Here is a 24,783-nt window from a genome sequence, read left to right as displayed (position 1 = left end):
AGTTCCTGTCGCAGCCCCCGGGGAAACTCGTACGGTCAGGTCACGAGGGTGGGGAGGGTGGTCTCGATCGGGGTGTGCAGGACGGTGGTGGCCTGCTCGTCGTACGGGGTCGGCTCGGCGTTGAGGATGACCAGGGGCTTGCCGGCTGCCAAGGCGATGTCGCAGAGACCGGCCGCGGGGTAGACCTGCAGAGAGGTGCCGACGGCGAGGAAGACGTCCGCGGCTTCGGTTGCGGCGACGGCGGCGTCGAGGACGCGCTGGTCGAGCGACTGGCCGAACGAAACGGTGGCGGACTTGAGGATGCCGCCGCAGACCACACACGCCGGGTCCTCGTCGCCGGCTTCGAGCCGGGTGAGTACGTCGGCCATCGGGATGCGGCGGGTGCATTCGAGGCAGTCGACGTACCAGACCGTGCCGTGCAGTTCGTGGACGATCGCGGGGGAGGAGCCGGCCTTCTGATGTAGGCCGTCGACGTTCTGGGTGATCAGGCCGGTCAGCCGGCCCTGGCGTTCGAGGTCGACCAGAGCGAGGTGGCCCGGGTTCGGCTCGGCGGTCCACGCGGGCGCGGTCAGCCGGAACTTCCAGGCCTCGACCCGGACCGCGCGGGAGGCGACGTACTCGTCGATGTCGAACATCGCCGCCGCGGCCGGGTTCTTCGTCCACAGCCCTTGCGGCCCGCGGAAGTCGGGGATCCCGGAGGCGGTGGAGATCCCGGCTCCGGTCAGTACGGCGATGTGCTCAGCGTCGATCACGCGTCAGACGTTAGCCCGCTCTTCTTGGTGCGCTGCCACTCCGGAGCCAGCACGGACATCACGATCGAGTCGACCCACTCGCCGTCCCAGTACAGCTCGTCGCGGAGCCGGCCCTCGACGACGAAGCCGGCCTTCTCGTATGCACGCTGCGCCCGCGGATTGAACGCGTACACACCGAGGCTGATCCGGTGCAGCCCGATCTCCTCGATGCCGTAGTCGACGATCAGCCTGGTGGCCTCCGTGCCGAGCCCGCGGCCCTGACCGGACGGGCCGATCAGGATCCGGAAGCTGCAGGACCGGTTGTCCGGATCCCACTGATTGAGGACCGCCTCGCCAACCACCGAGCCGGTCGCCTTGTCCACGATGGCCAGGTCGAGCCGGTCGGTCTGGTCCTTCCGGGTCCGGTACCACTCCCGCGCCTTCTCCTCGCCGATCTCCCCATGGCTCCCGGTGAACCTGGTGACGTCCGGGTCCGCCATCGCGGCGGCGAGCGCGTCGTAGTCGCCCTCGTCCACAGGCCGCAGGATCACGAGCTCACCGGTCAACGTCGGCTTGTACGAGAAGTCGCTCACGCTGTGCAGTCTGCCAACCGGGTCGCGCCGAGGGCGAGAGGTTTTAGCTCACGCGCCGTACGACGAACCGGGGGGCGTCGGCGGAGACGAGTTCCTGGTTGCGGAGGCGGCACCAGGCCGGGATGTCGGTGGCGGCCGCCGGATCGTCGGCGAGCACCGTGATCGTGTCCCCGACCGCCACGGACGGTAAGAGTTTCGCCAGTTTGATCACCGGCAGTGGGCAGAGCAGGCCGAGACAGTCGAGGTCGGTGTTCACAGGCCGACCTCCGCCCGGATCCGCTGCACGATCCCCGGCAACACCGTCGCGAATCGGTCGATGTCGTCGTACGTCGTGGCCCGGCCGAGCGAGACGCGGACGTTGCCATGGGTGAGGACGCCCATCGCCGCGAGCACGTGGGACGGTCGCAGGGTGCTCGACGTACAGGCCGAGCCGCTGGAGACCGAGAAGCCCTCTGCGTCCAAGGCGGTGACGAGGGCCTCGCCGTCGACGTACAGACAGGAGAAGGTGAGCACGTGCGGCAGCCGGTCGTCCGGGTGGCCGACCACCTCGACATCGGCGATGTCCGCGGCGACGCGGTGCCGGAGTTCGTCGATCCAGGCCCGATGCTGCTTGTTCAACTCCGCAGCCTCAGCCTGGCGAGCCTGCAGGGCGGCCGCCGCAGCGAGTGTGTTGGGGACGTCCGGGAACCCGGGGGAGAGGCCGTCCTCCCGCTCGTCCATCGGCCACGCCGGCGCCAGCCGCGTTCCTTTGCGTACGGCGAGCAGCCCCACACCGGCCGGTCCACCCCACTTGTGCGCACTCGCGGCCAGCGCAGACCACCCGGCCGGTACGTCGTCGTGCCCGATCGAAGCGGCTGCGTCGACAAACAGTGGTACGTCGCCACAAGCCTCAGCCGCGGCCTCGATCGGCTGCCGGGTCCCGACCTCATGATTGGCGGACTGCAACGCCGCGACCGCCACTCCCGGTTCACGAACCGCAGCGGTGAACGCCTCCAGGTCGACCCGCCCGGTCGAGTCCACACCGACCTCCACGCCCGCGGATCCGGCCGTGTGCAGTACGGCGGAATGCTCGACCGCGCTGTGGACAACCGCCGTACCGACCCGTCGGCGGGCAGCCGTGATCGCGGTCAGCCCGGCGTGGATGGCCGCCGTACCGGAGGTGGTCAGGAAGAGTTCGTCGGGGCGCACCCCGACCGCGTCCGCGAGCACCGCCCGGGCGTTGTCCAGCAGCAGCCGTGCGGTCCGTCCCTCGTGGTGCAGCCGGACCGGATCGGCCCAGCCGGAATCGACTGCCGACAGCAACATTTCCCGCGCTGCCGGATGCAACGACTCGGCCGCCGCCGCGTCCAGATACGCACGCTCGCTCACAGGGGAAACGCTAGAGCATGTCGCCCACCGAGTGCCGCGCAGCACGCAGCGCAGGAGCCGACATGCTCTCGGCCCTACCTATGCGCGGGACCGCAGAAGGTGTCCAGTAGTGTTTGGTCGTCAGTCTCACTTGGGAAGGGAAAGGCGCCCCGTGGGTTCGAACGGCACGCCCGGAGTGGACGAGCGCGCGGCAGGTCCTGCCAGCGCCACACGTCCGGGAAAGCGACGCCTGCTGGTCGGTTCGGTAGTGGTGCTCGGCACCCTGCTGCTGACCGGTTGCTCGACGGCGAACAAAGAGCAGTGGAAACGACTCGGGCTCCCCGTGGGCGCATCGGACCGGACCGAGGCCGTCCTCAGCCTCTGGATCGGCGCCTGGATCGCCGCCCTGATCGTCGGCGTGTTGGTCTGGGCCCTGATCCTGTGGGTCGTCGTGCGGTACCGCAAGCGCGACGAGGACGCTCCTAGGCAGGTGCGGTACAACCTGCCGCTCGAGGTGCTCTACACGCTCGCGCCGTTCGCCATCATCGGTGTGCTCTTCTACTACACCGTCGAGCACGGCAACCAGATCACCGCGATGTCGAACTCCCCGCAGAACACCGTCAACGTGGTCGGCCAGCAGTGGCAGTGGACCTTCAACTACAAAGCGACCGTCGACGGCCAGGAAGGCGTCTGGGAGACCGGCACGCTGGACAAGCCCGCCCAGCTGTGGCTGCCGGTGAACGAGACGGTCCAGTTCGACCTGACCTCGCCGGACGTCATCCACTCCTTCTGGGTGCCGGCGTTCTACTTCAAGCTCGACGTCATCCCCGGCCGGACCAACAAGTTCGAGCTGACCCCGACCAAGACCGGCATCTTCGCCGGCAAGTGCGCCGAGCTCTGCGGGCTCTACCACAGCCGGATGGTCTTCTCCGTCAGGGTGGTCACCCGCTCCGAGTACGACGCGCACCTGCGTGAACTGGCCGCCAAGGGCCAGACCGGCGCCGCCACCGGTGGCCAGGACGCCACCACCATTCCTGGCCACGGGCCAGAGGAGGGCGAGAAGTGACCGACTTCGCCGAACGCACCGGCGCCATCGGTGCGACCAGCGTGCTGCCCCGGCGGCGCAGCAAGGGCCAGATCGCGGTCAAGTGGCTGACCACCACCGACCACAAGCTGATCGGCCACCTGTACCTGATCGTCTCGTTCGCGTTCTTCCTGATCGGCGGCGTGATGGCGCTGCTGATCCGGGCCGAGCTGGCCAAGCCGGGTCTGCAGATCGTGAACGAAGAGGTCTACAACCAGCTCTTCACCATGCACGGCACGATCATGCTGCTGCTGTTCGCGACCCCGCTGTTCGTCGGCTTCGCGAACGTGATCATGCCCGTCCAGATCGGCGCCCCGGATGTGGCCTTCCCGCGGCTGAACATGTTCAGCTTCTGGCTGTTCCTGTTCGGCGGACTGATCACCATCAGCGGGTTCTTCACCCCGGGCGGCGCGGCCGACTTCGGCTGGTTCGCCTACGCCCCGCTGTCCAACGCGGTCCGCTCGCCGGGTGTCGGCGGTGACCTGTGGATCATGGGTCTGTGGATGGCCGGTCTGGGCACCATCCTCGGTGCGGTCAACTTCGTCACCACGATCATCACCATGCGCGCACCGGGTATGACGATGTTCCGGATGCCGATCTTCACCTGGAACATCCTGGTCACGTCGATCCTCGTCCTGATCGCGTTCCCGATCCTGGCCGGCGCGCTGCTGATGCTGGAGGCGGATCGAGCTCTAGGGGCTCACGTCTTCGATGCCGCGAACGGTGGGCCATTGCTGTGGCAACACCTGTTCTGGTTCTTCGGGCATCCCGAGGTGTACATCATCGCGCTGCCGTTCTTCGGCATCATCACCGAGATCCTGCCGGTGTTCAGCCGCAAGCCGGTCTTCGGCTACATCGGCCTGGTCTGCGCGACGCTGGGTATCGCGATCCTGTCGGTGGCGGTGTGGGCGCACCACATGTTCGTCACCGGAGCGGTGAACCTACCGTTCTTCTCCTTCATGACGTTCTTGATCGCGGTCCCGACCGGGGTGAAGTTCTTCAACTGGATCGGCACCATGTGGGGCGGCTCAGTGTCGTTCGACACCCCGATGCTGTGGTCGGTGGGCTTCCTGACCACCTTCCTGTTCGGCGGTCTGACCGGCATCATCCTGGCCTCGCCGGCGCTGGACTACCAGCTGTCCGACTCCTACTTCGTGGTCGCGCACTTCCACTACGTCGTCTTCGGCACGGTGGTGTTCGCGATGTTCGCCGGGTTCTACTTCTGGTGGCCGAAGATGACCGGCCGGATGCTCGACGAGAAGCTCGGCAAGCTCCACTTCTGGCTGCTGTTCATCGGCTTCCACACCACGTTCCTGGTGCAGCACTGGCTGGGTGTCGAGGGGATGCCGCGGCGCTACGCGTCGTACGGCGCGAACGAGGGCTTCACCACGCTGAACGAGGTGTCCAGCATCGGTGCCTTCATCCTCGGCATGTCGATGCTGCCGTTCTTCTACAACGTCTACAAGTCGCGCAAGGCGCCGCTGGTGGGCGTGGACGACCCGTGGGGCTGGGGCCGCTCGCTGGAGTGGGCGACCAGTTCGCCGCCGCCGCGGCACAACTTCGACCGGCTGCCGCGGATCCGGTCCGAGAGCCCGGCCTTCGACCTGCACCACGCGGACCTCGCGCTGGCGGAGTACCCGGACAACCAGGCCTCGAAGGACAACCTGCTCGACGCCGGTGAGGACCAGGGCCGGGTCGAGAACCTGAAGGAGAACGCCGGTATCGAGACCGACAGGGAGGACAGGGCGTGAAGATCGAAGCCTGGGTCTTCGGGATCCTGAGTGTGTTCGTGCTGGTCGTCACGCCGATCTACTGGCTGATGTCGGAGGACCCGACCGGCACCACCGCACTGGTGATGACGTTCTTCCTGTCCCTGCTGGTGGCGTTCTACCTGAGCATCACCGCGCGCCGGATGGACCCCCGGCCGGAGGACCGCAAGGAAGCGGAGATCGTCGAGGGAGCCGGTGAGCTCGGCTTCTTCCCGCCGTACTCGTGGTGGCCGCTGTGGTGCGCGCTCACCCTGTCGGTGGTGGTGCTGGGCATCGTCTTCGGCTGGTGGCTGTTCATCGCCGGCTGCGCCCTCGGCATCCTCACGCTGTCCGGGTTCATCTTCGAGTACTACCGCGGTGACCACGCTCACTAGTTGAACGCCGTACGGGCGCCATCCGGAGCCAACCGGATGGCGCCTTTGCGCGTCTTATGGGGTGCCACGGAGAACGGACCGTTGTGGTCCGTACCACTTCAGTGGCGGTGCGCTGCCGGGATCTGTCGGTACGACGGGTTACCCTGGCGGCGATTCATGCAAACAGGGGAGAGCTGGGGAATGGTGAGCGGTTCGGTGCGCAAGCATGGCCTTGCCGTGGCGGGGATCTGCGTGATGCTGCTGGTCGGCTCCGCGTGCAGTGACACCGAGGCGGGAGGCTCGCCATCGCCGGGTGCGACGCAGAGTAGCGGTACGCCGGGTGCCTCGACCACCCCCGGTGCCTCGACGACTCCGTCGCCGGACCCGGGCGCGGCCAGCGTCTCCGTCGTCCCGGCCAAGGGCGCCACCTCGGTCAAGCCGGACACCCCGGTGACCGTGAAGACCTCAGTGGGCACGTTGAAGGACGTCAGGCTCAAGGACGACGACGGCGACACGGTGGCCGGCAGCTTCAACACCGAGAAGAACCAGTGGACGTCCGCGCCGCAGCTCGAGCCTGGAGCGTCGTACACCGTGACCGGCTCCGCGGAGGGCACCGACGGCGCCACTGTGCCGATCAGTTCGACCTTCAAGACGCTGAAGGCGGCCAGGAACCTGAAGGCCTCGGTCGTCCCGCTGAACGGTGAGACCGTCGGCGTCGCGCTACCGATCCAGATCTACTGGAACAACCCGGTCAAGGACCAGGCGGCGGTCGAGAAGCGGCTCAAGGTGACCACGTCGGTCCCGGTCGACGGCAGCTGGCACTGGGTGAACAGCAAGCAGGTCAACTACCGGCCGAAGAACTACTGGCCGGCCGGCACCAAGGTGACGGTGAACATCGACACCCAGGGCGTCAACGCCGGCAGCAACACCTGGGGCTCGGCCAGCCGCAAGATCTCCTTCGCCATCGGCAAGTCCGTGGTCACCAGGGTCGACGTCAAGAAGCACACGATGTACGTCACCATCAACGGCAAGCTGGCCCGGAGCATCCCGATCACCGCCGGCAAGGACGGCTTCACCACCCGCAGCGGGGTGAAGGTGATCATGGAGAAGTTCGCCACCAAGCGGATGGACGCGCGGACCGTCGGCATCAAGCCGGGCGACCCGGAGTACTACGACATCCACGACGTGAAGTGGGCCCAGCGGGTCACCAGCTCCGGCGAGTTCATGCACGGTGCACCGTGGTCGTCCGGCAGCCAGGGCAGCGCGAACGTGAGCCACGGCTGCGTCGGCATGAGTCTCGCGAACGGCCAGTGGTACTTCCAGCAGACCCTCCGCGGCGACCCCGTCATCGTCACCGGCACCACCCGCAAGATGGAGCCAGGCAACGGCTGGACCGACTGGAACACGACCTGGGCCGCCTACAAGGCCGGCTCAGCCCTGTCCTGACCCACAGCTCCTCCGACGCCCCAGCCACTTCCGAGCCATGCTCTGCACGGCACCAGATCCTAGGTGCCGGACCAGTTCTCAGGCTGACAAAGCCTTCGCTACCTCGTCTGCGTGCAGGACGGGCAGCGAGTGGTGCGTCGCCGTTTCCAGGCGTACGACGGTTGCCGACGGGATGAGCGTGGTGACGCGTTGAGTGAGGTGATCGGGGTCGTGGCTCTTGCTGCGGGCGGCAACGAGGACCAGGGGAACGGGTCGCAGGGACCGTAGTTGGTCGTCGGTGGGGCGCTTGGGGCGGACGAAGGGCGCGGTGGGTTGCTCAGCGGCCAGGGCGGCTAGCTCGAGCCATTGCTCGTCGACCGGTAGGCCCTGGGTTTCCCAGCGCAGGAACGACAGGGTGCGCTGCCGGGAGGGCCGAAGGAGGCTCGGCAGCGCTCGGGCGATGTAGGGGAGGCGCAGGCCGGTGAAGCAATCTGTCGGGTCGATGAGTGCGAGCCGGTCGACCCGCGCGGGATTCCGCAGTGTGTAGGTGAGGGCTAGCCAGGCGCCGTACGAATGTCCCACCAGCTGTGGTCGGTCGACGCTGAGGCCGTCGAGTACGCCGGTCAGCCAGGTCATCAGATCGTCGATCGTGCGGGGAGGGGTGCCGGTACTGCGGCCGGCGTCGCCGAGCAGGTCGATCGCGTAGACACGGTGCTGTTCGGCGAGCCGGGGTGCGACGGAGAACCACACCGGAGAGGTCGCGCCGTGGCCGGCGAGGAGGACCACGGGAGGGGCATCGAGCGGCCCGCAGGCGTTCACGTGGGTGCCGCCGATGTCGAGTTGATCCACCGGGACACCCCAGCGTTCGAGCAGGGCGTCGTACGCGTCCTGGAAGGTCATGAGGCGAGGATAGCTCACTCAGTGAGGTAAGTTGCCGGGTATGCGTGAACGAGTGATGCCGGCGGATCCGGAGCGGGCGGCGGCGTTGGAGCTGGTGCACCGGCTGCGGGAGGTCGCGCTGCGCCTGGAGCTGGCGGTGGGGGAGTTCGCGCGTACGACGGGTTTGCACGGGACCGACGTACGCGCGCTGATCCGCCTGCTGGACGCCGAGAGGGCCGGAGTGGAGGCAACGCCGGGATGGCTCGCTGGACAGCTGGGAATGAGCTCTCAGGCCACGACGGCGGTCATCCACCGGCTGGAGGCCGCCGGGCACGTCGAACGCCTCAGAAGCCACTCGGACGGCCGAAGTGCGCGCCTCCAGGTGTCCGACAGCGCGGTCGACCTCGGCTGGCAGTTCTTCGGCCCGCTGCTCGAGCGCCTGATCGCGGTCGAGCTGGGGCAGTCCGAGCGGGTTGTCGTCGGCAAGTACCTCAACGCGGTCAACGAGGCCATCGGATAACGCAAGAAGCCCCGGCGGGGCCGGGGCTTCTTGGTGTGGTGCTGATCAGGACCTGTCGCTGGTGACCTCGCGGAAGGTCTCCGTGTCGGTCAGTTCCTCGTGCTCGTCGCCCGGTCCCTGACCGTGGGCGTGAGCTTCCTCGACCTCCTCGTAGGTCGGCTTCTGCACCGCGTCGGCGAAGTAGAAGCGCGACAGCCGGGCGCGGAGCTTGTTCAGGGCCCGGCGCGGGGCGCGGACGCCGTTGTCGTCGGTCTCCGGACCGATCTCCAGTGGCAGCATCCGGTCCCGGGCTGTGAGCTCGTAGGCCTCGTACGTCCCGATCGGGGTGTGCTTCTCGGAGTACGCACCGTCGGGGGAGCGGACGATGATGCCCGACTCCAGGCCGTGCAGGATCCGGTCGTTGTCGGCCCGCTGCAGCGAGATCGCGATCCGCCGGGTGATCCAGAACGCGAAGATCGGGCCGAGGATGACCGCGAACCGGAGGAACCAGGTCACGTTGTTCAGCGAGATCCCGAAGTGGGTGGCGACCAGGTCGTTACCACCACCGATCCAGAGCAGCCCGTAGAAGGTGATGAAGGCGGCACCGATACCGGTCCGGGTCGGCATGTTGCGCGGCCGGTCCAGCAGGTGGTGCTCCCGCTTGTCACCGGTGATCCAGGCCTCGATGAACGGATAGAGCGCGACCAGAGTGACGAAGGCAGGTGGTATCAGCAGGGCCGGGATGATCAGGTTCCAGCTGAGCGTGATGCCCCAGAAGGTCGACTCGAATCCGGGCATGATGCGGACCGAGCCTTCCAGCCAGCCCATATACCAGTCCGGCTGGGATCCCGCCGTCACCTCCGCCGGGTTGTACGGCCCGTACAGCCAGACCGGGTTGATCTGCATCAGAGCGCCCATCAGGGCGGTGACGCCGAACACGACGAAGAAGAAGCCGCCGGCCTTGGCCATGTACACCGGCATCAGCGGGTAGCCGACCACGTTGTTGTTGGTCCGGCCGGGGCCCGGGTACTGCGTGTGCTTGTGGTACACGACCAGGAACAGGTGGACCGACACCAGCAACAGGATCAAGCCCGGGATGAGCAGCACGTGCACGATGAAGAACCGGGGCACCATGTCGTCGCCGGGGAACTCACCGCCGAAGATGAAGAAGTTCATGTACGTGCCGACCACCGGTGACGCACCGATCATGCCCTGGGTGATCCGTAGACCGGTCCCGGACAGCAGGTCGTCGGGCAGACCGTAGCCGATGAAGCCCTCGATGATGCCGAGGAACAGCATCGTGAAGCCGATCACCCAGTTCAGCTCACGCGGCTTGCGGAACGCGCCGGTGAAGAAGATGCGGAGCAGGTGCACCATCATCGCGGCGATGAACAGCACCGCCGCCCAGTGGTGGATCTGCCGCATCAGCAGGCCGCCGCGGACGTCGAACGAGATGTCCAGCGTCGAGGCGTACGCCTCGGACATGTGCAGGCCCTTGAGCAGGCTGTACGAGCCCTGGTACTCGATCTCGGCCATCGACGGCTTGAACCAGAAGGTGAGGAAGATGCCGGTGAGGATCAAGATGATGAAGCTGTACAGCGCGATCTCGCCGAGCATGAAGGACCAGTGGTCCGGGAACACCTTGCGCAGGTTCTTCCGGCCGATCTTCCCGATGCCCAGGCGGTCATCGAGGTACTTGACCGGTGGTGGGAAATCCTTGTCAGACACGTGCGGTCACCCTCGTTCGAAGAAGCTCGGACCGACTGGCTCGGTGAAATCGCTCTGCGCGACCAGGTAGCCCTCCGAGTCCACTGCCAACGGTAGCTGAGGCAGCGGCCGGGCGGCAGGGCCGAAAATGACCTTGGCGCCGTCCGCGAGGTCGAACGTCGACTGGTGGCATGGGCAGAGCACGTGGTGCGTGACCTGCTCGTACAGCGAGATCGGGCAGCCGACGTGGGTGCAGATCTTGGAGTAGCACAGGATGCCGTCGACACCCCAGTTCTCCCGGCCGGGCGGCGTAATGATCTCGCTCGGCTTGATCCGGACCACGATCACCGCGGACTTCGCCTTGGAGTTCTGGTACTCGACCGGGCTCTCCTCCTGCATGGCGGCCAGGTTGGCGGGCGCGGCGTTGACCAGCTGGCCGATCACCATGTCGGACGGCTTGATCGGGCGCAGCGTGACGTCGTTGACGACGCGGATGCCCTTCGCCCAGATCGTGCTGTAGAGCGCGCGGCCCGGCAACGGGCCGAGGTCGCGCAGGAACACGATGAGCGGCAGACCGAGCAGGGCCATCGCGCCGAGCAGCGACCGGCGGATCAGCTTGCGCCGGGTGAATCCGGACTCGTCGACACCCTGGTGGAAGGCGGCGATGATTTCGGCCTTCTGCTCCATCGTCGAGTGCGCCGGGTGCCGCTCCTCGGAGATCTCCTCGTCGACCATCAGCTTCTTGGCCCACTGGATCGCGCCGGCGCCGATCAGGAACAGCGCCAGGCCCAGCGTCAGGCCCAGCGTCATGTTGTTCGCGTTGCCGGACAGCGGGCCGAAGGTCAGCTCGGCGTCGCGCGGGATGGCGAAATACGCCACACAGGTGCCGAGGGTGAGCAGGCCGGCCAGGCCGAACATCGTGGCCACCTGGCGCTCGACCCGGTCGGCCGCCTTCGGGTCGACGTCGGTGATCCGGTACTCGTGCGGCTCGATTCCCGGGTCCGCGATCGGCTCGGCCACCTCGACCTGGCCGTGCCCCTCTTCTTCTGCCTTCACCGGCAGTTTGTCGTCACTCATTCGCGTCCTCGCTTCGCTCCGGGCGCGAATGAGCGCCGAGAGTCACTGCTCTGCTCGATGGTGAGTTCGCTGCGCTCACTCACTGGCCTTCGCTCCCTTGGCCTTGACGCCCTTGGCGCCGATCCAGACCGCTACGCAGACCAGCAGGCCGATACCGACCAGCCAGCCCCACAAGCCTTCGGACACCGGACCGAGCCGGCCGAGACCGAAGCCACCCGGGTCCTTCTGGGTCTCCAGCGCCTTCAGGTAGGCGATGATGTCGCGCTTGTCCTCCGGCTGCAGCACCTGGTCGGAGAAGACCGGCATCTGCTGCGGACCGGTGAGCATCGCCTGGTAGATGTGCTTCTCACTGACGCCCATCAGCGACGGCGCGTAGCGGCCGTTCGGCAGCGCACCACCCTTGCCGGCGAAGTTGTGGCACGCCGTGCAGTTGGTGCGGAACAGCTCGCCACCGCGGGTGATCTGCTCGTCAGTGGCCTTGCTCACGTCGTACGCCTCCTGCGCCGGAACGGCCGGGCCGGGGGCGAGCGAGGCGACGTACGCGGACAGGGCCTCGATCTCCTCCTGTGTGTACGCCGGCGTCTTGCGCGGGATCTGCGCACCCGGCTGCATCGCCGGCATCCGCCCGGTACCGACCTGGAAGTCGACCGCGGCCGCGCCGACGCCGATCAGCGACGGGCCGGCCATCTCGCCCTCGCCGTTGCCGCCGCCCTCGGCGTTCAGGCCGTGGCAGCTGGCGCAACCGACCGCGAAGAGCTTCTTGCCCTCTTCGATCTGCTGGGACTGGGCCGAGTTGTCCGCGACCGCGCTGTCAGGGGCGAAGGCGGCGTACGCCGAGCCCACTGCCAGGAGGCCGAACAGGAGCACGACGAGGCCGGCGGACCGGTGCCGTCGTCGCGCAGAGAGAAAGCGCGCCGGTGACAAGGAAAGTCTCTTCTCACTCATTTGAGCAGGTAGATGGTCGCGAACAGGGCGATCCAGACCACGTCGACGAAGTGCCAGTAGTACGACACGACGATCGCCGAGACGGCCTGTTCGTGGGTGAACTTACGAGCCAGGTACGTCCTGGCCAGGACGTACACGAAAGCGATGAGACCGCCGGTCACGTGCAGGCCGTGGAACCCGGTGGCCAGGTAGAACACCGATCCGTACGGCGACGACGAGATCGACAGGCCCTCGTGGACCAGGGCGGCGTACTCGGTCACCTGGCCGGCGATGAAGACCGCGCCCATCAGGTACGTGAGGATGAACCACTCACGCATCCCCCAGCCGCGGACGTTCGCGACCGAGCCGGACCGGCCCACCTTGCCGTGCTCGGCGGCGAACACACCCGCCTGGCAGGTGAACGACGAGGCGACCAGGATGAACGTGTTCACCGAGGCGAACGGGACGTTCAGCATCTCGGTGGACGTCTGCCACAACGTCTCCGTTCCCGGTGCGGCAGAAGCGGTCGTCACCGACCGAATCGTGAAGTACGCCGCGAACAGGGCGGCGAAGAACATCAGTTCGCTCGCGAGCCAGACGATCGTGCCGACACTGACCATGCTGGGACGGTCGTGGTGTCCGTGTTCACGAGACGCTGGGAGCGCAGTTGCAGTGGCCACGCGGTCATTATGTCGGTCGGGGGATCGCATGCCACGACCACCCCCATGCATGTCGCCGACTGGTGCTTTCTACTGTTGAAGCGTGCTTCCCCTCCACGCCGGGCCCGGCGACCAGATCGCGCCGTTCACACCGGTCCGGTTGCTGACCGCCTGGACCTTCGAACCGGTGTTACTCGGCGTGATCGTCGCACTGGCCGCGCTCTATCTGTACGGCGTCCACAAGCTTCGCGCGCGGGGTGACAAGTGGTCCCGCGGCCGCACCTTCGCCTTCGTCGGACTGGGGCTCGGAAGTGCCGTCATCGCCACCCAGTCGGCGCTCGGCACCTACGACACGGTGCTGCTGAGCGTGCACATGGCCCAGCACATGGTCCTGTCGATGCTCACGCCGCTGATGATGGCGCTCGGCGCGCCGGTGACGCTGGCCCTGCGCACCCTTCCGGCCCGGCCGCGGAAATGGTTGCTCTCCGTGTTGCATTCGCGGTTCGCCAAGGTGATGTGCTTCCCGCTGATCGGCTTCACCCTGTTCGTGCTGAGCCCCTGGGCGCTGTACTTCAGCGGCTGGTACGACGCCACGTTGCGCTCGGCCGCGTTGCACGACCTGCTCCATGTGCACTTCATCCTGATCGGCGCGCTGTTCTTCTGGCCGCTGCTCGGCCTCGATCCGGTGCCCGGCCGGGTGATCTATCCGTTCCGGCTGATCCTGATCTTCCTCACGCTGCCGTTCCACGCCTTCCTCGGCATCACGATCATGTCCGCGAACACGCTGATCGCCGAGGACTGGTACACCAGCTTCGGCCGGTCCTGGCCGCCGTCACCACTGCACGACCAGTACATCGCGGGCGGGCTGTTGTGGGGCTCGGGCGACATCGTCGGGCTGGTCTTCTTCGGCGTACTTTTCGTCCAGTGGGTGAAGGAGTCGCAGCGCGAGGCGCGCCGTGAGGACCGCCGCCTGGACCGGTTGGAGGAACAGGCTCGCCGGAGCGGACAGGCGCCCCGGTAGCATTCGCCGTGTTGGTTGCATGTCCACTCGTCACAGACACACAGCTTGGGATGGATCGATGAGTTCAGAGCGTCCGCTGAAGGTGCTCGTCTACAGCGACGACCGTACGACGCGGGAATCCGTCCGGCTCGCGCTGGGCAAGCGGCCGGCCGCTGATCTGCCCACGCTCGAGTACTTCGAGTGCGCGACCGAGCCGGCCGTGATCAAGACCATGGACAAGGGCGGGATCGACCTGGCCATCCTGGACGGCGAGGCGGTACCGGCCGGCGGGATGGGGATCGCCCGGCAGTTGAAGGACGAGATCTTCCAGTGCCCGCCGGTGCTCGTCATCACCGGCCGTCCGCAGGACGCCTGGCTGGCCACCTGGTCGCGGGCCGAGGCTGCGGTCTCGCACCCGATCGATCCGGTCCGGATGGCCGAGGTCACCGCCGACCTGCTCCGGCAGCGGCTGGCCAAGCTTCCCGCCACGACTGCCTGACTGAGTGACCATGACCACCTACACGTGGCCACAGGTCCTCAATCCGCTGCTCCGGCGTGAGGATCTCGACGCGTCCGCCACCGCGTGGGCGATGGAGCAGATCCTGTCCGGTGCGGCATCGCCGGCCCAGCTCGCCGGGTTCGTGATCGCGTTGCGTTCCAAGGGCGAGACGGTCACCGAGGTCGAAGGCCTGGTCGCGACCATGCGCGACTTCGCCACCAGGATCTCCATCTCCGGCCGGACCCTGGACGTCGTCGGGACCGGCGGTGATCAAGCCCACACCGTGAACATCAGCACGATGTCCGCGATCGTCGCCGCCGGCGCGGGTGCCAAGGTGCTCAAGCACGGCAACCGCGCGGCCTCGTCGGCGTGCGGTGCGGCCGACGTCCTCGAGGAGCTCGGCATTCCGCTCGACCTCACCGCCGCGCAGGTGGCCGAGGTGGGGGAGCAGGTCGGGATCACGTTCTGCTTCGCCCCGGCGTTCCACCCCGCGCTGCGGCATGCCGCCGTACCGCGGCGTGAGCTCGGGGTGCCGACGACCTTCAACTTTCTTGGTCCACTGGCGAACCCGGGTGACCCGTCCGCGCAGGCGGTCGGGGTCGGCGACAGCCGGATCGCCGGACTGATGGCCGGCGTACTGGCGCGGCGGGGCATCGACGCGCTCGTGTTCCACGGCGACGACGGGCTGGACGAGCTGACGACCCGGACGACGTCGCAGGTGTGGACGGTCGGTGGGGGTTCGGTGGAAGGTCCGTTCACGGTCGATCCGCGCGAGCTCGGGATCGCGCCGGTGACGGCGGACGCGTTGCAGGGTGCGGATGCCGTCTTCAACGCCAAGGTCGTGCGGGCGTTGCTCGACGGTGAGGCGGGAGCGGTGCGGGACGTCGTACTGCTGAACGCGGGTGCGGCGCTGGCGGCGTACGCGCCGACCGACGAGCCGATCACTCACCGGATCCGGGCCGGGATGGACCTGGCCGCGGAGGCGATCGACTCGGGCGCCGCCAAGGACGTGCTGGACCGCTGGATCGGCGCCTGCGCCTCGGTGCGGTAGCTCTCTTTGTAGCAAGGGCCGGCGGGTTGTCCCCGCCGGCCCTTTCGCCTACTGGTTGATCTTGATCTGGCTGACCTTGTAGCGCCAGACGTTCTGCCAGGCCGGTGTGGACCCGGCGAAGTCCCCGATCGAGACCGCCGCCGTACCGTCACCGCGGTCGATCACCGCGATCATGATCGTCGAGAAGGTCTCCTTCAACGGCGGCTGGTTGATCGCGACCCGCGCGGTGATCTCGTGGCCCGGGTGGTCGCCGACGGTGATCGCCTTGTGCGTGACCGCGGAGATCTTCGCGTCCTTCGTGTACAGCTCGACGATCGCCCGGGAGCCCGCCTGGCTCGCGGCCTGCCGCCGTCCGGCCGCGGTGTTGACGTAGTTGATCTGCGGCGGCAACTGGCCGAACGCGACGTAGTTGCCCCAGTCGTTCTTCTTACCGTCGTAGTTCTTGTGCACCGTGAACCAGATGGCGGTCCCGCCCCACAGCCCGGTCCGCTCGTACTGACTGGTCCAGGCCGAGCTCATGATCGGCATCACGTCCTTGTTGTCGGCCACCATCTCGGTGCCGAGGACCTTGCCGGTCGGGGTCGGCGTCTCGGACGGCTTCGCCGACGGGTCGACCGTCTCCATCGGCTTCTGCCCACCGGACGGCAAGGTGACCGGGGTGACCGCGTCGGCCTTGGTCCAGATCCAGCCGACACTGACCCCGGTGGCAGCGAGGGCGGCGACGACCAGCACGAGCGCGCCGATCAACCGCGCCCTCATCACACTGTTCATCGACGACTTCCCACCGCCGCCGGTGCTGCCGCTCTTACTCCTGCTGCCGCCGCCGTCCGAGCCGGGCAACGGCTGCCCATAACCCTGACCGGCCTGCTGACCAGTTTGCTGCCCTGTTTGTTGTCCGTACGACGCCTGGCCTGCGTGCTGCCCGTACGACACCTGCCCTGCGTGCTGCCCGTATGGCGATTGGCCTGACTGCTGGGCGTACGACGACGACTGGCCTGGGCGCTGGCCTTGTGACTGCTGGCCGGCGTGCTGGCCTTGCGTAGGTTGACCGGGGCGCTGTCCATACGACGGCTGACCAGGCTGCTGACCGTGTGACGGCTGGCCGGGTTGGTGCGGGTAGGGCGGGGTCTGTGGCTGGCCGCCGTACGGGGGCTGGCCGCGGCCGGGTGAGTAGTTGCCACCCTGCTGGCCGGTTTGCGGCGAGCCGGGCGGTTGAGCTGCATGCTGCGCCCTGCCTGGCTGCTGCGCCTGGTGAGAGCCGCCGGACTGTTGCTGGTAGCCGGGTTGCTGCTGCTGGCCGTAATGCGGCTGCCCTGGCTGCTGGCCGGAGCCCTGCGGCTGCTGCCGCCCGGCCTGCTGCTGCTTCAGCTGCTGCTGTGCCCACGACTGCTGGTGGCCGGCCTGCTGTGCACCCGACTGCTGTGCACCTGACTGGTGTTGAGCGGCGTGCTGCTGCCCGGACTGCTGCTGGCTTAGCTGCTGCTGGGCCCAGGACTGTTGCTGAGGGCTCTGCGGTGCCGAGTGCTGCGGGCTGGGCTGCTGCCCGTACGGGTTGGTCTGCGCCGGCTGGCCGGAGGACGGCGTACCAGCAGGTCCGGCGGAAGGGGCTGCCGATGGAGGAGGCGGCGGCGCGGGCGCAGGGGACTGGCCGAACAACGGGTCACCCGAGCCGCCTTCGTCCTGCCCTGCCGACCGAGGGGCAGCTCCTCCTGAACGCCGGTCAGCTCCTGACGGCGGTCCGGCGGCTTGCCAGGCGTCTGGTGCCGGTGGGGCCTGTGGTGTGCCTGCGAGTGGATCGATAGACGGCGGCACCTTGTCCGGCGGGTACGCCTGTGGATAACCGCCCTGGCCCGCCGGCTCGTGCGGGGGTGCACTATGCCGGGCCGGAGGCCGCTGGGGCGGTTGCGGGGTCTGGTCTTCGTTCTCAGCCAACGTTGATTCCCTTGTAGGCCTGACTCTCGGCCGCCCTCAGATCCGGCCGGTTGGTGGGGATGTCGCTGATGTAAGCGACTGCAGTGCCGTCACCGAGGTCGAAAACGGCCACCGTCAGGGTAAGCACCCGGGCGGTCAACTTCGTCGACTTCGCGGTCACCTGCTGCTGGAAGTACCAGCCCGACTTGTCCGAGCGCTTCACCGCGCCGTTGCTCACGGTCTTGAAAGTCACCGGGATGTCGCCGTACAGCGAGCTCCGCAACTGGATCGACAACGCCGCCGCGGTCGCCTTCGGGTCACCGCTGAAACCGGACCCGGTGCCGAGCGCTCCGACGAAGACGTCGGCGTACCAGTCGTTCTTGCCGTCGAAGTTCTCCTGCAACAGCACGTACTGCCCGCTGGAGCTGAGCAGCTGCTTAGTCAGCCGCTTCCGGTCCGACCACGGCGGGTTCTGCCGCGGGAACGAGATCGCGTCCGACGAGATCCGGGCGCCCTCGTGCAGCTTCGGGTTCTTCGACTGCCCGGGCTTGGTGCTGCTCTCGCCCGTCGGCTGGTTCCCGGTCGGCTGATTCGTCGGCGTGGGGTCCGGCCCCGCCTTCTCGTCATCCCCGGACGTGATCATGAAGACGGCCGTCACCACCAACATCACCAGCGCAACCGCCCCACCGATCATCAACGGCAACTTCGCCGAGGACCCCCCACCCCCACCACCCGAACTCTTCGTCTTCCCCTTGGCCGAACCCTTCCCCCCACGCCCGCCCCCAGCGCCCGCGTCAACCTCCCGAACCTGCCACCCCTGCTGCTGCCCACCCCACGCCTCGCCACCCGTCTGCTGCCCAGCGCCTTGCCGCGCGCCCCAACCCTCGCCAGCGGTCTGCTGCCCAGCGCCCTGCGCACCCCACCCCGCGGCACCCGCCTGCTGCCCCGAGCCTTGCTGCCCACCCCAACTTTCAGTCGCGGTCTGCTGCCCGGTGCCCTGGGAACCCCAGGACTCACCGGCGGTCTGCTGCCCGGTGCCCTGCGCTCCCCAGGCCTCAGTTGCCTTGTCTTGCCCGGACTCCTGCTGGTCGCCACCCCACAGTTGGCTGGCCGCCTGCTGCGCACCGCCACCCCATGCCTCGGCGCTCGCCTGTTGCCCGGAGCTCTGCTGGTCGCCGCCCCACGGTTGGCTGGCCGCCTGCTGGTCGCCGCCACCCCACGTGCCACTAGCCGCCTGCTGCCCACCGTCGGCAGGCGTCTGCTGGGCACTACCCCACCCATCGCCGGACGTCTGACCCCAGCCGTTGTCGGCGCCCATCTGCTCACCAGCCGTCTGCCACGGATTCGCGGCAGTGTGCTCCTGCCCCCAGCCAGACGCCTGCGCCTGATTAGGTTCGGCCTGCTGCCCCCAGCCCTGCTGGCCCTGGGCGGCGTCGGCGGCCTGCGCACCCCACGGCTGCTGACCCTGCTCGGCGTTGTCGCCGGCCGGCGTCACACCCCACGGCTGCTGGCCTTGAGGCTGCTGCTCGTCCGCCTGCACGCCCCAGGCCTGCTGTTGGCTCTGCTCCTCATCCGGCTGCACGCCCCAGCTCTGCTGCACCTGCGTAGGTTCGTCGCCTGCCTGCTGTGTGCCCCAGCCCTGGCTGCCCTGGTTGTTCTCGCCGACGGCCTGCACACCCCACATCTGCTGGCCCTGGCCGGTCTCCGCACCCCAGCCTTGCTGGGCGTGCGCCTGGTCAGCTTCAGTCTGCTGTCCCCAGCCCTGCTGTTCGTCACCCGGCTGAACGCCCCAGGCCTGCTGGCCCTGGGCCTGCTGTTCGCCCGCCTGAGATCCCCACGGCTGCTGGCCTTGCGCTTGCGTCTCGGCGGCCTGCGTGCCCCAGCCGTCGGCCTGCTGGCCCTGTGTCGGGCCGTCGGGGAGCTGGATGCTCCACGTCTGTTGGCCTTCGGACTGAGTACCCCATGCCGCGTGGCTCGGCGGCTGTTGCTGCCCGGACTGCGGGCCTGAGGCTTGCTGGGCCCAGCCGTCCGTCTGATCCAGGTCTACGCCCTGGGCTTGCTGGACTGCTGTGGGCTCGTCTGTCGCCTGCGCACCCCAGGACTGAGCCTGTGGCTGGTCCTGGGTCGGCTGTCCGTCAGGCTGAGGTCCGCCGGTGTTCGGGTGCTGGGTCCAGCTCACGGCTGACCAACCCTGCGACTCCTGCGCGCCGGCTCCGGCGGCAGCACCGGCAGCCGTGCCGTGAGCGGCTGCGGCGTCCGTCGTACCTCCGGCAGTGTCCTCTGGGGACGGAGCAAGCTTGAGCGTCCAGCCGGCCTGCTGATTCGCCTGGTTTTGCTGGGGCGTGGCCGCAACTGGCTCGTCGACCGGCTCGTCCGGTACTGGCTGTTGCGTCCAGTGTTCCGGTGGTGCCGGTGCAATCACAGGCGCATCCCACGTGGCGCGTGCTCGTTCGAACGGGCTGCGCGCATCCTCAGCACTGCCAGCCGCCCCAGCACTCTGAGCCCCCTCAGCACCCTGACCTGCCCCAGCGCCCTGACCTGCCCCAGCGCCCTGACCTGCCCCAGCGCCCTGACCTGCTCCGCCGTCCTGCGTCGGCTGGTTGGGGTCCGCTGTCCAACCTGCCTGCGGGGACCACTCGGACTGGGCGGGAGCGGCGTTGGCCGGTGTGGTGTTCGCCCCACTCGCGGCCGAGGTGGGGTGCTGGGAGAGGTCTTCCTTCTCGGTGCGGTTGGTCCACTGCTTCCCGTTCCACCAGCGGATGGTGTTCGGCTGCCCGGTGGGATCCGGGTACCAGCCTGCGGGAGGGTTGCTCATGCGTTCACCGTAACTTCAGCTCGTGTCAGCAGGACCGCGGTTTCCCGGCCCTCAGACACCGTCCTCCTGACCCAGGCTGAAGGCCGCCTCCAGGTCGTGCGTCGAGTACGCGCGGAAGGCGATGTGGGTCTCGGTGCTCACCACTCCGGGCACCCGGTTCACTTTCTCGGGGATGACGGTGGCGAGGTCCTCGTGGTGGGCGACCCGGACCATCGCGATCAGGTCGAGCCCACCGGTGACGGAGTAGACCTCGCTGACGCCCTCGATCGCCGCCACCTGCTCGGCGACCTCCGGGATCCGCGCGACGTCGGCCTTGATGAACACGATCGCGGTGACCATGCCGTCCTCTCCTCGAATCACATTTCAACCCGCTGAAGCATAGTGCCGCCGACCCCGAAACCCGGTCTCCACCGGTACGACGGACGCCGGTACGACGCACCGACCACGGCCGGTCGTTCCACCGCTCAGTCCGATGCCGCTGGATCGAGTAAGCGCAGCGCCTTCGCGGTCGGCTCGTCCGCGGGCAGGAACGCCTCCATCCGCAACTCCGAGACGGTGACCTCGATCGCCGTACCGAAGCGGGTCAGTTCGAGTTCACGTGGCACGGCGAGGTTGCGGCGCTCCGGGACATGGTCAAGCTTCGTTGGGCAATGGTGCCGTCCGGTGGGGGAGAGACGCTGGCGATCGGCATCGACCTCCTGCTGCTCGCGCCGGATGGCCGAATCACTGCCGACTACCAATTCATCGAGGCTTAGCCGGCGCGGGCGGGGCCCAGCGGGCGGAGCCGGCGGCGGCGCTCGGTGGGGTGGTGGTGCTCCTCGGAGTGGGAATTGTCGAGGCGGGTCAGGTGGCGGCCGGCGCCGCTGACCGGGCAGGTCCAGGTGCCGTCCATTTCGACCAGGCGGATACCGGGTTGGTCGAGCCACCGGAGGACCAGCTCGATCTCCTCCGGGGAGGCGGACGCGACCGGGCCGATGCCGGGCAGGACGGTTTCGGCGGAGGCGCGGAGCATCTCCAGGTATCGGCGCGGATCCGTCCCGCGCGGGCTGATCCCCGCCGCTGCCAGCCGTCCGCGTCGGATCACGTGCAGCTCCCACCCGCCGTCGTCGGTCCGCCGCGCCGCGCAGATCTCCGCACACCCCGTCACCGACGCCATCCGCTGCATCCGGGCCGAACTGCGCACGAACGCACTCAGCCGATCCCGATGTACGGCGGCATCCTCGAACCGCTCGCCCGCCGACAACAGATCGATCCGCCGGTCGAGCGCTTCGACCACCGGGGTCGGGTCCACAGTCAGCGCCGTCCGCAGCATGGTCACGAACTCGCCGTACGAATCCATCGAGATCCGCCCGTCGCAGGGCGCCACGCAGCGGCCCATCTCGGCCAGCACACACGGCGACAGCTGCGGATTCCGCGACATCCGCGCGGTGCACTGCCGGATCGGGAACGCCTCGTGCAGCGCGGCCATCGCCCGCTCGGCCGTCTTCCGCGAGCTGAACGGGCCGAGATACCCGGCGTCGTCGTCGCGCACCTGTTTGACCAGCGACAGGCGAGGAAACGGTTCGACGGTGACCTTCAGCCAATGTTGCCGTTCCGGGAACTTCGACCGCCGGTTGTACCGCGGCTTGTGCTCCGCGATCAGCCGCAGTTCGCGGACCTCGGCCTCGAGTGACGTGCCGCACTCGATCGCGCGCACCCCGGTGGCGATACCGATCATCTCGCCGATCCGGGTCCGGGTCTCGGACGCGGTGAAGTACGACCTGACCCGATTGCGCAGGTCTTTCGACTTCCCGACGTACAGCACCTCGCCGCGGTCGTCGGTGAACAGGTACACACCCGGTGCGTGCGGCAACGTTTCGGCCAGGTGCCGCTTCGCTCGCACGGCCGGCGCGACCCGGGCCGAGAACGTCTGCAGGTCCTCCAGCGTCTGCACGCCGAGCGAGCCGACGCGCTCGAACAGCCCGTGCAGTACGTCGACGGTCGCGCGGGCGTCCGACAACGCGCGGTGGTTCGGTGTGGTGGTGGTCCGGAACAGCTTGGCCAGAGTGCCGAGTTTGCAGTTGGGCGCTTCGTCCGGCGTGATCACCCGGCGGGCCAGCAACGCGGTGTCGACGACGGCGAAGTCGGGCCAGTCGTACCCGTGCACCTGGCTGTCGTGCTTGAGGAAACCCATGTCGAACGGCGCGTTGTGCGCCACCATCACACAGCCCTGCGCGAACTCCAGGAACGCCGGCAGCACCGAACCGATCCGGGGTGACGAGGCAACCATCACGTTGGTGATGCCGGTCAGGACGGCGATGAACGGCGGAATCGGCTCGGACGGGTTGACCAGGGTCTGGAACTCACCGATCACCTCGCCGCCGCGCACCTTGACCGCGCCGATCTCGGTGATCCCCGAGTCCCCCGGCGCGCCGCCGGTGGTCTCGAGGTCGACGACGCAGAACGTGACGTCGCGCAGCGGCGTACCGAGGTCGTCGAAACTCGGTTGCACACCACGAATCGGCGTCAGCTGGTCCGGAGCCGGGCTGGTCATGGCAACGACGCTAAAAGCCACCACCGACAATTCCGCAGGTGACACGCGTAGGAGTCGACTAGGCTCTCTGTATGCGTACACAGGCGACTACCGCGAAACCGGCCCACGCGCCGGGGCGTTGTGGTCTGCGTCACTGGCTCAGCCAGACCTTCGTTCGGGCCGGACTGCGGACCGGTGACTGAGGCAGGCACCGCCGCGAGCTCCGCCGCTACCTCTTTGCCCGAACCGGTCCGGCAACGGGTTCTCGCCCTCGCCGCGCAGGCTCTCGGCCAGTTGCCGGCGTCCGACATCCCGTCACCGCTGCGCCGGTTCGCCAGTTTCGCGCCGGCCAAACGAGCCAAGCTCTCGGCGTCCGTCCTCGGTCCGATCCTGGAGACCGACGACCACTTCCGCCGGCTGACGGCGTTCCAGGTACGGCGGGAGCACCCAGAGCTCGGCGATGCGGTTGCCGACGGCGTACCGGTGCCGGCCGCAGACCCGGTCGAGGTCGCGGCTCTGGCCTTCCTGCTCCGCCCGGACGACTGGGAACAGCACCTCGCCGCGGCCGCCGCGCAGGTGCCGGTGGAGGCACCGCGCGTCGCCGAGGAGGCGGTCAGCAGGCTGTCCGACCAGCTCGACCAGGCGCGGACCGAGACCCGGCAGGTCCGCGAACGGCTGCGCGAACAGGTCAACGAGCTCAAGGCCGAGAACGTCTCGCTGCGGCGCAAGCTCAACGAGGCGCGGCAGCGGATCAGCGGTCTCCAGGTCGAGCTGGAACTCCGCACCACCGAGGCCGAGACGGCCGACGAACGGGTCGACGCCGCCCGCGCCGAAGTTGACCGTGAGCTGCGCAAACTCCGGGCCCGCATCACCGAACTCGAAGCAGTCGAACACGCCGCCCGTCGTACGGCGGGACAGGAACGCGAGCTCGCGTCGACGCGGACCCGGCTGCTCCTGGACACGGTGATCGAGGCAGCGAGCGGGCTGCGTCGCGAGCTGGCGCTGCCGCCTGGGGGAGAGCTGCGGCCGGCCGACACCGTCGCCGGGACGGAGCCTTCGGCCGCACCGGTCGGGCGTACGGCGCCGGACGACGACCCGGCGTTGTTCGACGAGTTGTTGTCGTTGCCGCAGGTACATCTGATCATCGACGGCTACAACGTGACGAAGACCGCATGGCCGAACTCGCCGTTGCATTCGCAGCGTCAGCGACTGGTGACGGCACTGGGGGCGCTGGTCGCGCAGCGTCGCATCGAGGTGACGGTGGTCTTCGACGGCGCCGAACTTTCGGGCCCCGTGCAACTGAATCCGCCGCGCGGTGTGCGGGTGCGTTTCAGCCCGGCCGGGGTGATCGCCGATGAGGTGATCCGGCAACTGGTCCGGGCCGAACCGCCCGGCCGCCCGATCGTCGTCGTGTCGACCGACCGCGAAGTTGCCGAAAGCATCATCACGATGGGTGCCCGGTCGCTCTCGGCAACCACTCTGATCAGCCGGATCGCCCGCGCCTGAAGCCGGTAACCCGCACAAACTGTCGGCGGGGGTCTCTAGCGTCCTTCTCAGCCGGATGCAAGTCCGGGTGCTTCCCCACTTTGGAGGACGTTGTGCTGATCGACTGCGACGCTTGTGTGATGAGAGGTCCGGGCTGCCAGGACTGCGTGGTGACGGTCGTGCTCGGCTTCTCGGCTGAACGGGCCGGCACGCTGCGGATCGACGACGACGAGAAGGCCGCGCTGGACGCCTTGGCCGAGTCCGGCCTGGTGCCACCGCTACGCCTGGTACACGCTGTCAGCAGCGTCCATCCTGACACTGCTGCCGAAACCCCTGACGGGGAAGGTGGAACGGCCGTTGGGTCGGGGTGATCCTTCGTTAATTTTGGATCAAACCCGAGGGGCGAATTGCACTGGTCACGAAACGGTCACTACTGTTACCTCTCGTTGCCTCAGGGTGTCGG

Annotated in this window: 26 protein-coding genes; 12 read left to right on the top strand and 14 right to left on the bottom strand. The window is 68.1% G+C overall.

Translation table 11 applies throughout. From position 1 onward, the window contains the following. Positions 1 to 35: 35 nt before the first annotated feature. The 4 genes from EV652_RS00755 to EV652_RS00740 are packed head-to-tail and all read right to left on the bottom strand — an operon-like array spanning position 36 to position 2,692. A complete protein-coding gene (locus tag EV652_RS00755) occupies positions 36 to 752 on the bottom strand; it encodes an SIR2 family NAD-dependent protein deacylase (protein WP_132206992.1) in 717 nt (238 codons plus the stop codon). Beyond that, on the bottom strand, positions 749 to 1,324 hold the full coding sequence (locus EV652_RS00750) for a GNAT family N-acetyltransferase (RefSeq protein ID WP_132206991.1): 576 nt from the start codon (positions 1,322 to 1,324) through the stop codon (positions 749 to 751). The genes EV652_RS00755 and EV652_RS00750 overlap by 4 nt, the downstream gene beginning before the upstream one ends. A 43-nt stretch (positions 1,325 to 1,367) precedes the next feature. After that, positions 1,368 to 1,580, bottom strand: a complete 213-nt coding sequence (locus tag EV652_RS00745) for a sulfurtransferase TusA family protein (protein ID WP_132206990.1) — start codon at positions 1,578 to 1,580, stop codon at positions 1,368 to 1,370. After that, positions 1,577 to 2,692, bottom strand: coding sequence for a cysteine desulfurase family protein (locus EV652_RS00740; RefSeq protein ID WP_132206989.1), 1,116 nt, complete (start codon positions 2,690 to 2,692; stop codon positions 1,577 to 1,579). The genes EV652_RS00745 and EV652_RS00740 overlap by 4 nt, the downstream gene beginning before the upstream one ends. Before the next feature lie 151 nt (positions 2,693 to 2,843). Here EV652_RS00740 and ctaC point away from each other — a divergent pair, with 151 nt between their 5' ends. The 4 genes from ctaC (at position 2,844) to EV652_RS00720 (ending at position 7,323) form a co-directional block, all read left to right on the top strand. Beyond that, entirely contained in the window at positions 2,844 to 3,737 is an 894-nt protein-coding gene (gene ctaC, locus EV652_RS00735) for an aa3-type cytochrome oxidase subunit II (RefSeq protein ID WP_132206988.1), read from the top strand. A 26-nt stretch (positions 3,738 to 3,763) separates the two neighbouring features. Beyond that, the gene (gene ctaD, locus EV652_RS00730; RefSeq protein WP_199237999.1) at positions 3,764 to 5,506 is read left to right on the top strand and encodes an aa3-type cytochrome oxidase subunit I; all 1,743 of its coding nucleotides are present in this window, start codon (positions 3,764 to 3,766) and stop codon (positions 5,504 to 5,506) included. After that, positions 5,503 to 5,898: a cytochrome c oxidase subunit 4 gene (locus tag EV652_RS00725; RefSeq protein ID WP_132206986.1), complete on the top strand. Its 396-nt coding sequence runs from the start codon at positions 5,503 to 5,505 to the stop codon at positions 5,896 to 5,898. The genes ctaD and EV652_RS00725 overlap by 4 nt, the downstream gene beginning before the upstream one ends. A 156-nt stretch (positions 5,899 to 6,054) precedes the next feature. Next, positions 6,055 to 7,323 carry a L,D-transpeptidase gene (locus EV652_RS00720; protein WP_242001471.1) on the top strand — a complete coding sequence of 423 codons (1,269 nt, stop codon included), beginning with the start codon at positions 6,055 to 6,057 and terminating at the stop codon, positions 7,321 to 7,323. 78 nt (positions 7,324 to 7,401) lie between these two features. Here the strand turns inward: EV652_RS00720 and EV652_RS00715 are convergent, their stop codons facing one another. After that, entirely contained in the window at positions 7,402 to 8,202 is an 801-nt protein-coding gene (locus tag EV652_RS00715; RefSeq protein ID WP_132206985.1) for an alpha/beta fold hydrolase, read from the bottom strand. A gap of 40 nt (positions 8,203 to 8,242) precedes the next feature. On the opposite strand from EV652_RS00715, the gene EV652_RS00710 reads away from it, so the two are divergent. Further along, positions 8,243 to 8,701, top strand: coding sequence for a MarR family winged helix-turn-helix transcriptional regulator (locus tag EV652_RS00710; protein WP_199237942.1), 459 nt, complete (start codon positions 8,243 to 8,245; stop codon positions 8,699 to 8,701). Positions 8,702 to 8,746: 45 nt separating this feature from the next. On the opposite strand, the gene qcrB is transcribed toward EV652_RS00710, so the two are convergent. The 4 genes from qcrB to ctaE all read right to left on the bottom strand — a co-directional run bounded on the left by qcrB (position 8,747) and on the right by ctaE (position 13,098). Further along, a complete protein-coding gene (gene qcrB / locus EV652_RS00705) occupies positions 8,747 to 10,408 on the bottom strand; it encodes a cytochrome bc1 complex cytochrome b subunit (RefSeq protein WP_132206984.1) in 1,662 nt (553 codons plus the stop codon). A gap of 6 nt (positions 10,409 to 10,414) precedes the next feature. Then, positions 10,415 to 11,464 (bottom strand): cytochrome bc1 complex Rieske iron-sulfur subunit, encoded by a 1,050-nt coding sequence (qcrA, locus tag EV652_RS00700; RefSeq protein WP_132206983.1) that lies wholly within the window; start codon positions 11,462 to 11,464, stop codon positions 10,415 to 10,417. A gap of 75 nt (positions 11,465 to 11,539) precedes the next feature. Next, complete coding sequence (gene qcrC, locus EV652_RS00695; RefSeq protein WP_132206982.1) at positions 11,540 to 12,409, bottom strand: cytochrome bc1 complex diheme cytochrome c subunit; 870 nt, start codon at positions 12,407 to 12,409, stop codon at positions 11,540 to 11,542. Beyond that, complete coding sequence (ctaE, locus tag EV652_RS00690) at positions 12,406 to 13,098, bottom strand: aa3-type cytochrome oxidase subunit III (RefSeq protein ID WP_199237941.1); 693 nt, start codon at positions 13,096 to 13,098, stop codon at positions 12,406 to 12,408. Before ctaE ends, qcrC begins: the two co-directional genes overlap by 4 nt. Before the next feature lie 52 nt (positions 13,099 to 13,150). On the opposite strand from ctaE, the gene EV652_RS00685 reads away from it, so the two are divergent. Genes EV652_RS00685 through trpD form a run of 3 tightly spaced genes read left to right on the top strand, consistent with a single transcriptional unit; the run spans position 13,151 to position 15,597 of the window. Further along, positions 13,151 to 14,068 (top strand): cytochrome c oxidase assembly protein, encoded by a 918-nt coding sequence (locus EV652_RS00685; protein ID WP_132206980.1) that lies wholly within the window; start codon positions 13,151 to 13,153, stop codon positions 14,066 to 14,068. A gap of 58 nt (positions 14,069 to 14,126) precedes the next feature. Next, positions 14,127 to 14,546 (top strand): Rv3143 family two-component system response regulator, encoded by a 420-nt coding sequence (locus EV652_RS00680; RefSeq protein ID WP_132206979.1) that lies wholly within the window; start codon positions 14,127 to 14,129, stop codon positions 14,544 to 14,546. A 10-nt stretch (positions 14,547 to 14,556) separates the two neighbouring features. Next, positions 14,557 to 15,597 (top strand): anthranilate phosphoribosyltransferase, encoded by a 1,041-nt coding sequence (gene trpD / locus EV652_RS00675; RefSeq protein WP_132206978.1) that lies wholly within the window; start codon positions 14,557 to 14,559, stop codon positions 15,595 to 15,597. Between the two features lie 48 nt (positions 15,598 to 15,645). On the opposite strand, the gene EV652_RS00670 is transcribed toward trpD, so the two are convergent. After that, positions 15,646 to 16,368 carry a hypothetical protein gene (locus EV652_RS00670; protein WP_132206977.1) on the bottom strand — a complete coding sequence of 241 codons (723 nt, stop codon included), beginning with the start codon at positions 16,366 to 16,368 and terminating at the stop codon, positions 15,646 to 15,648. A gap of 450 nt (positions 16,369 to 16,818) precedes the next feature. Here EV652_RS00670 and EV652_RS00665 point away from each other — a divergent pair, with 450 nt between their 5' ends. Beyond that, entirely contained in the window at positions 16,819 to 17,028 is a 210-nt protein-coding gene (locus tag EV652_RS00665) for a hypothetical protein (protein WP_132206976.1), read from the top strand. A gap of 493 nt (positions 17,029 to 17,521) precedes the next feature. On the opposite strand, the gene EV652_RS00660 is transcribed toward EV652_RS00665, so the two are convergent. From EV652_RS00660 to EV652_RS00650, 3 genes are all read right to left on the bottom strand, one after another. Beyond that, a complete protein-coding gene (locus tag EV652_RS00660; protein WP_132206975.1) occupies positions 17,522 to 20,323 on the bottom strand; it encodes a DUF2510 domain-containing protein in 2,802 nt (933 codons plus the stop codon). A 51-nt stretch (positions 20,324 to 20,374) separates the two neighbouring features. After that, positions 20,375 to 20,662: an Lrp/AsnC family transcriptional regulator gene (locus EV652_RS00655; RefSeq protein ID WP_132206974.1), complete on the bottom strand. Its 288-nt coding sequence runs from the start codon at positions 20,660 to 20,662 to the stop codon at positions 20,375 to 20,377. Positions 20,663 to 20,787: 125 nt separating this feature from the next. Then, a complete protein-coding gene (locus EV652_RS00650; RefSeq protein WP_199237940.1) occupies positions 20,788 to 20,928 on the bottom strand; it encodes a hypothetical protein in 141 nt (46 codons plus the stop codon). 24 nt (positions 20,929 to 20,952) lie between these two features. Here EV652_RS00650 and EV652_RS45675 point away from each other — a divergent pair, with 24 nt between their 5' ends. Continuing rightward, complete coding sequence (locus EV652_RS45675) at positions 20,953 to 21,078, top strand: hypothetical protein (protein WP_255512552.1); 126 nt, start codon at positions 20,953 to 20,955, stop codon at positions 21,076 to 21,078. Here the strand turns inward: EV652_RS45675 and EV652_RS00645 are convergent. Beyond that, positions 21,075 to 22,856 (bottom strand): DEDD exonuclease domain-containing protein, encoded by a 1,782-nt coding sequence (locus EV652_RS00645; protein WP_132206973.1) that lies wholly within the window; start codon positions 22,854 to 22,856, stop codon positions 21,075 to 21,077. The genes EV652_RS45675 and EV652_RS00645 overlap by 4 nt on opposite strands. A gap of 174 nt (positions 22,857 to 23,030) precedes the next feature. On the opposite strand from EV652_RS00645, the gene EV652_RS00640 reads away from it, so the two are divergent. After that, the gene (locus EV652_RS00640; protein WP_132206972.1) at positions 23,031 to 24,341 is read left to right on the top strand and encodes an NYN domain-containing protein; all 1,311 of its coding nucleotides are present in this window, start codon (positions 23,031 to 23,033) and stop codon (positions 24,339 to 24,341) included. A 119-nt stretch (positions 24,342 to 24,460) separates the two neighbouring features. Further along, on the top strand, positions 24,461 to 24,691 hold the full coding sequence (locus EV652_RS00635; RefSeq protein ID WP_369409986.1) for a hypothetical protein: 231 nt from the start codon (positions 24,461 to 24,463) through the stop codon (positions 24,689 to 24,691). The last annotated feature ends 92 nt before the right edge of the window (positions 24,692 to 24,783 follow it).

Origin of the sequence: Kribbella steppae (genome assembly GCF_004342025.1) — a bacterium.
GTDB classification, from domain to species: domain Bacteria; phylum Actinomycetota; class Actinomycetes; order Propionibacteriales; family Kribbellaceae; genus Kribbella; species Kribbella steppae.
Note: the sequence above shows the minus strand (reverse complement) of the source record. Positions and strands in the feature narration are given on the sequence as shown.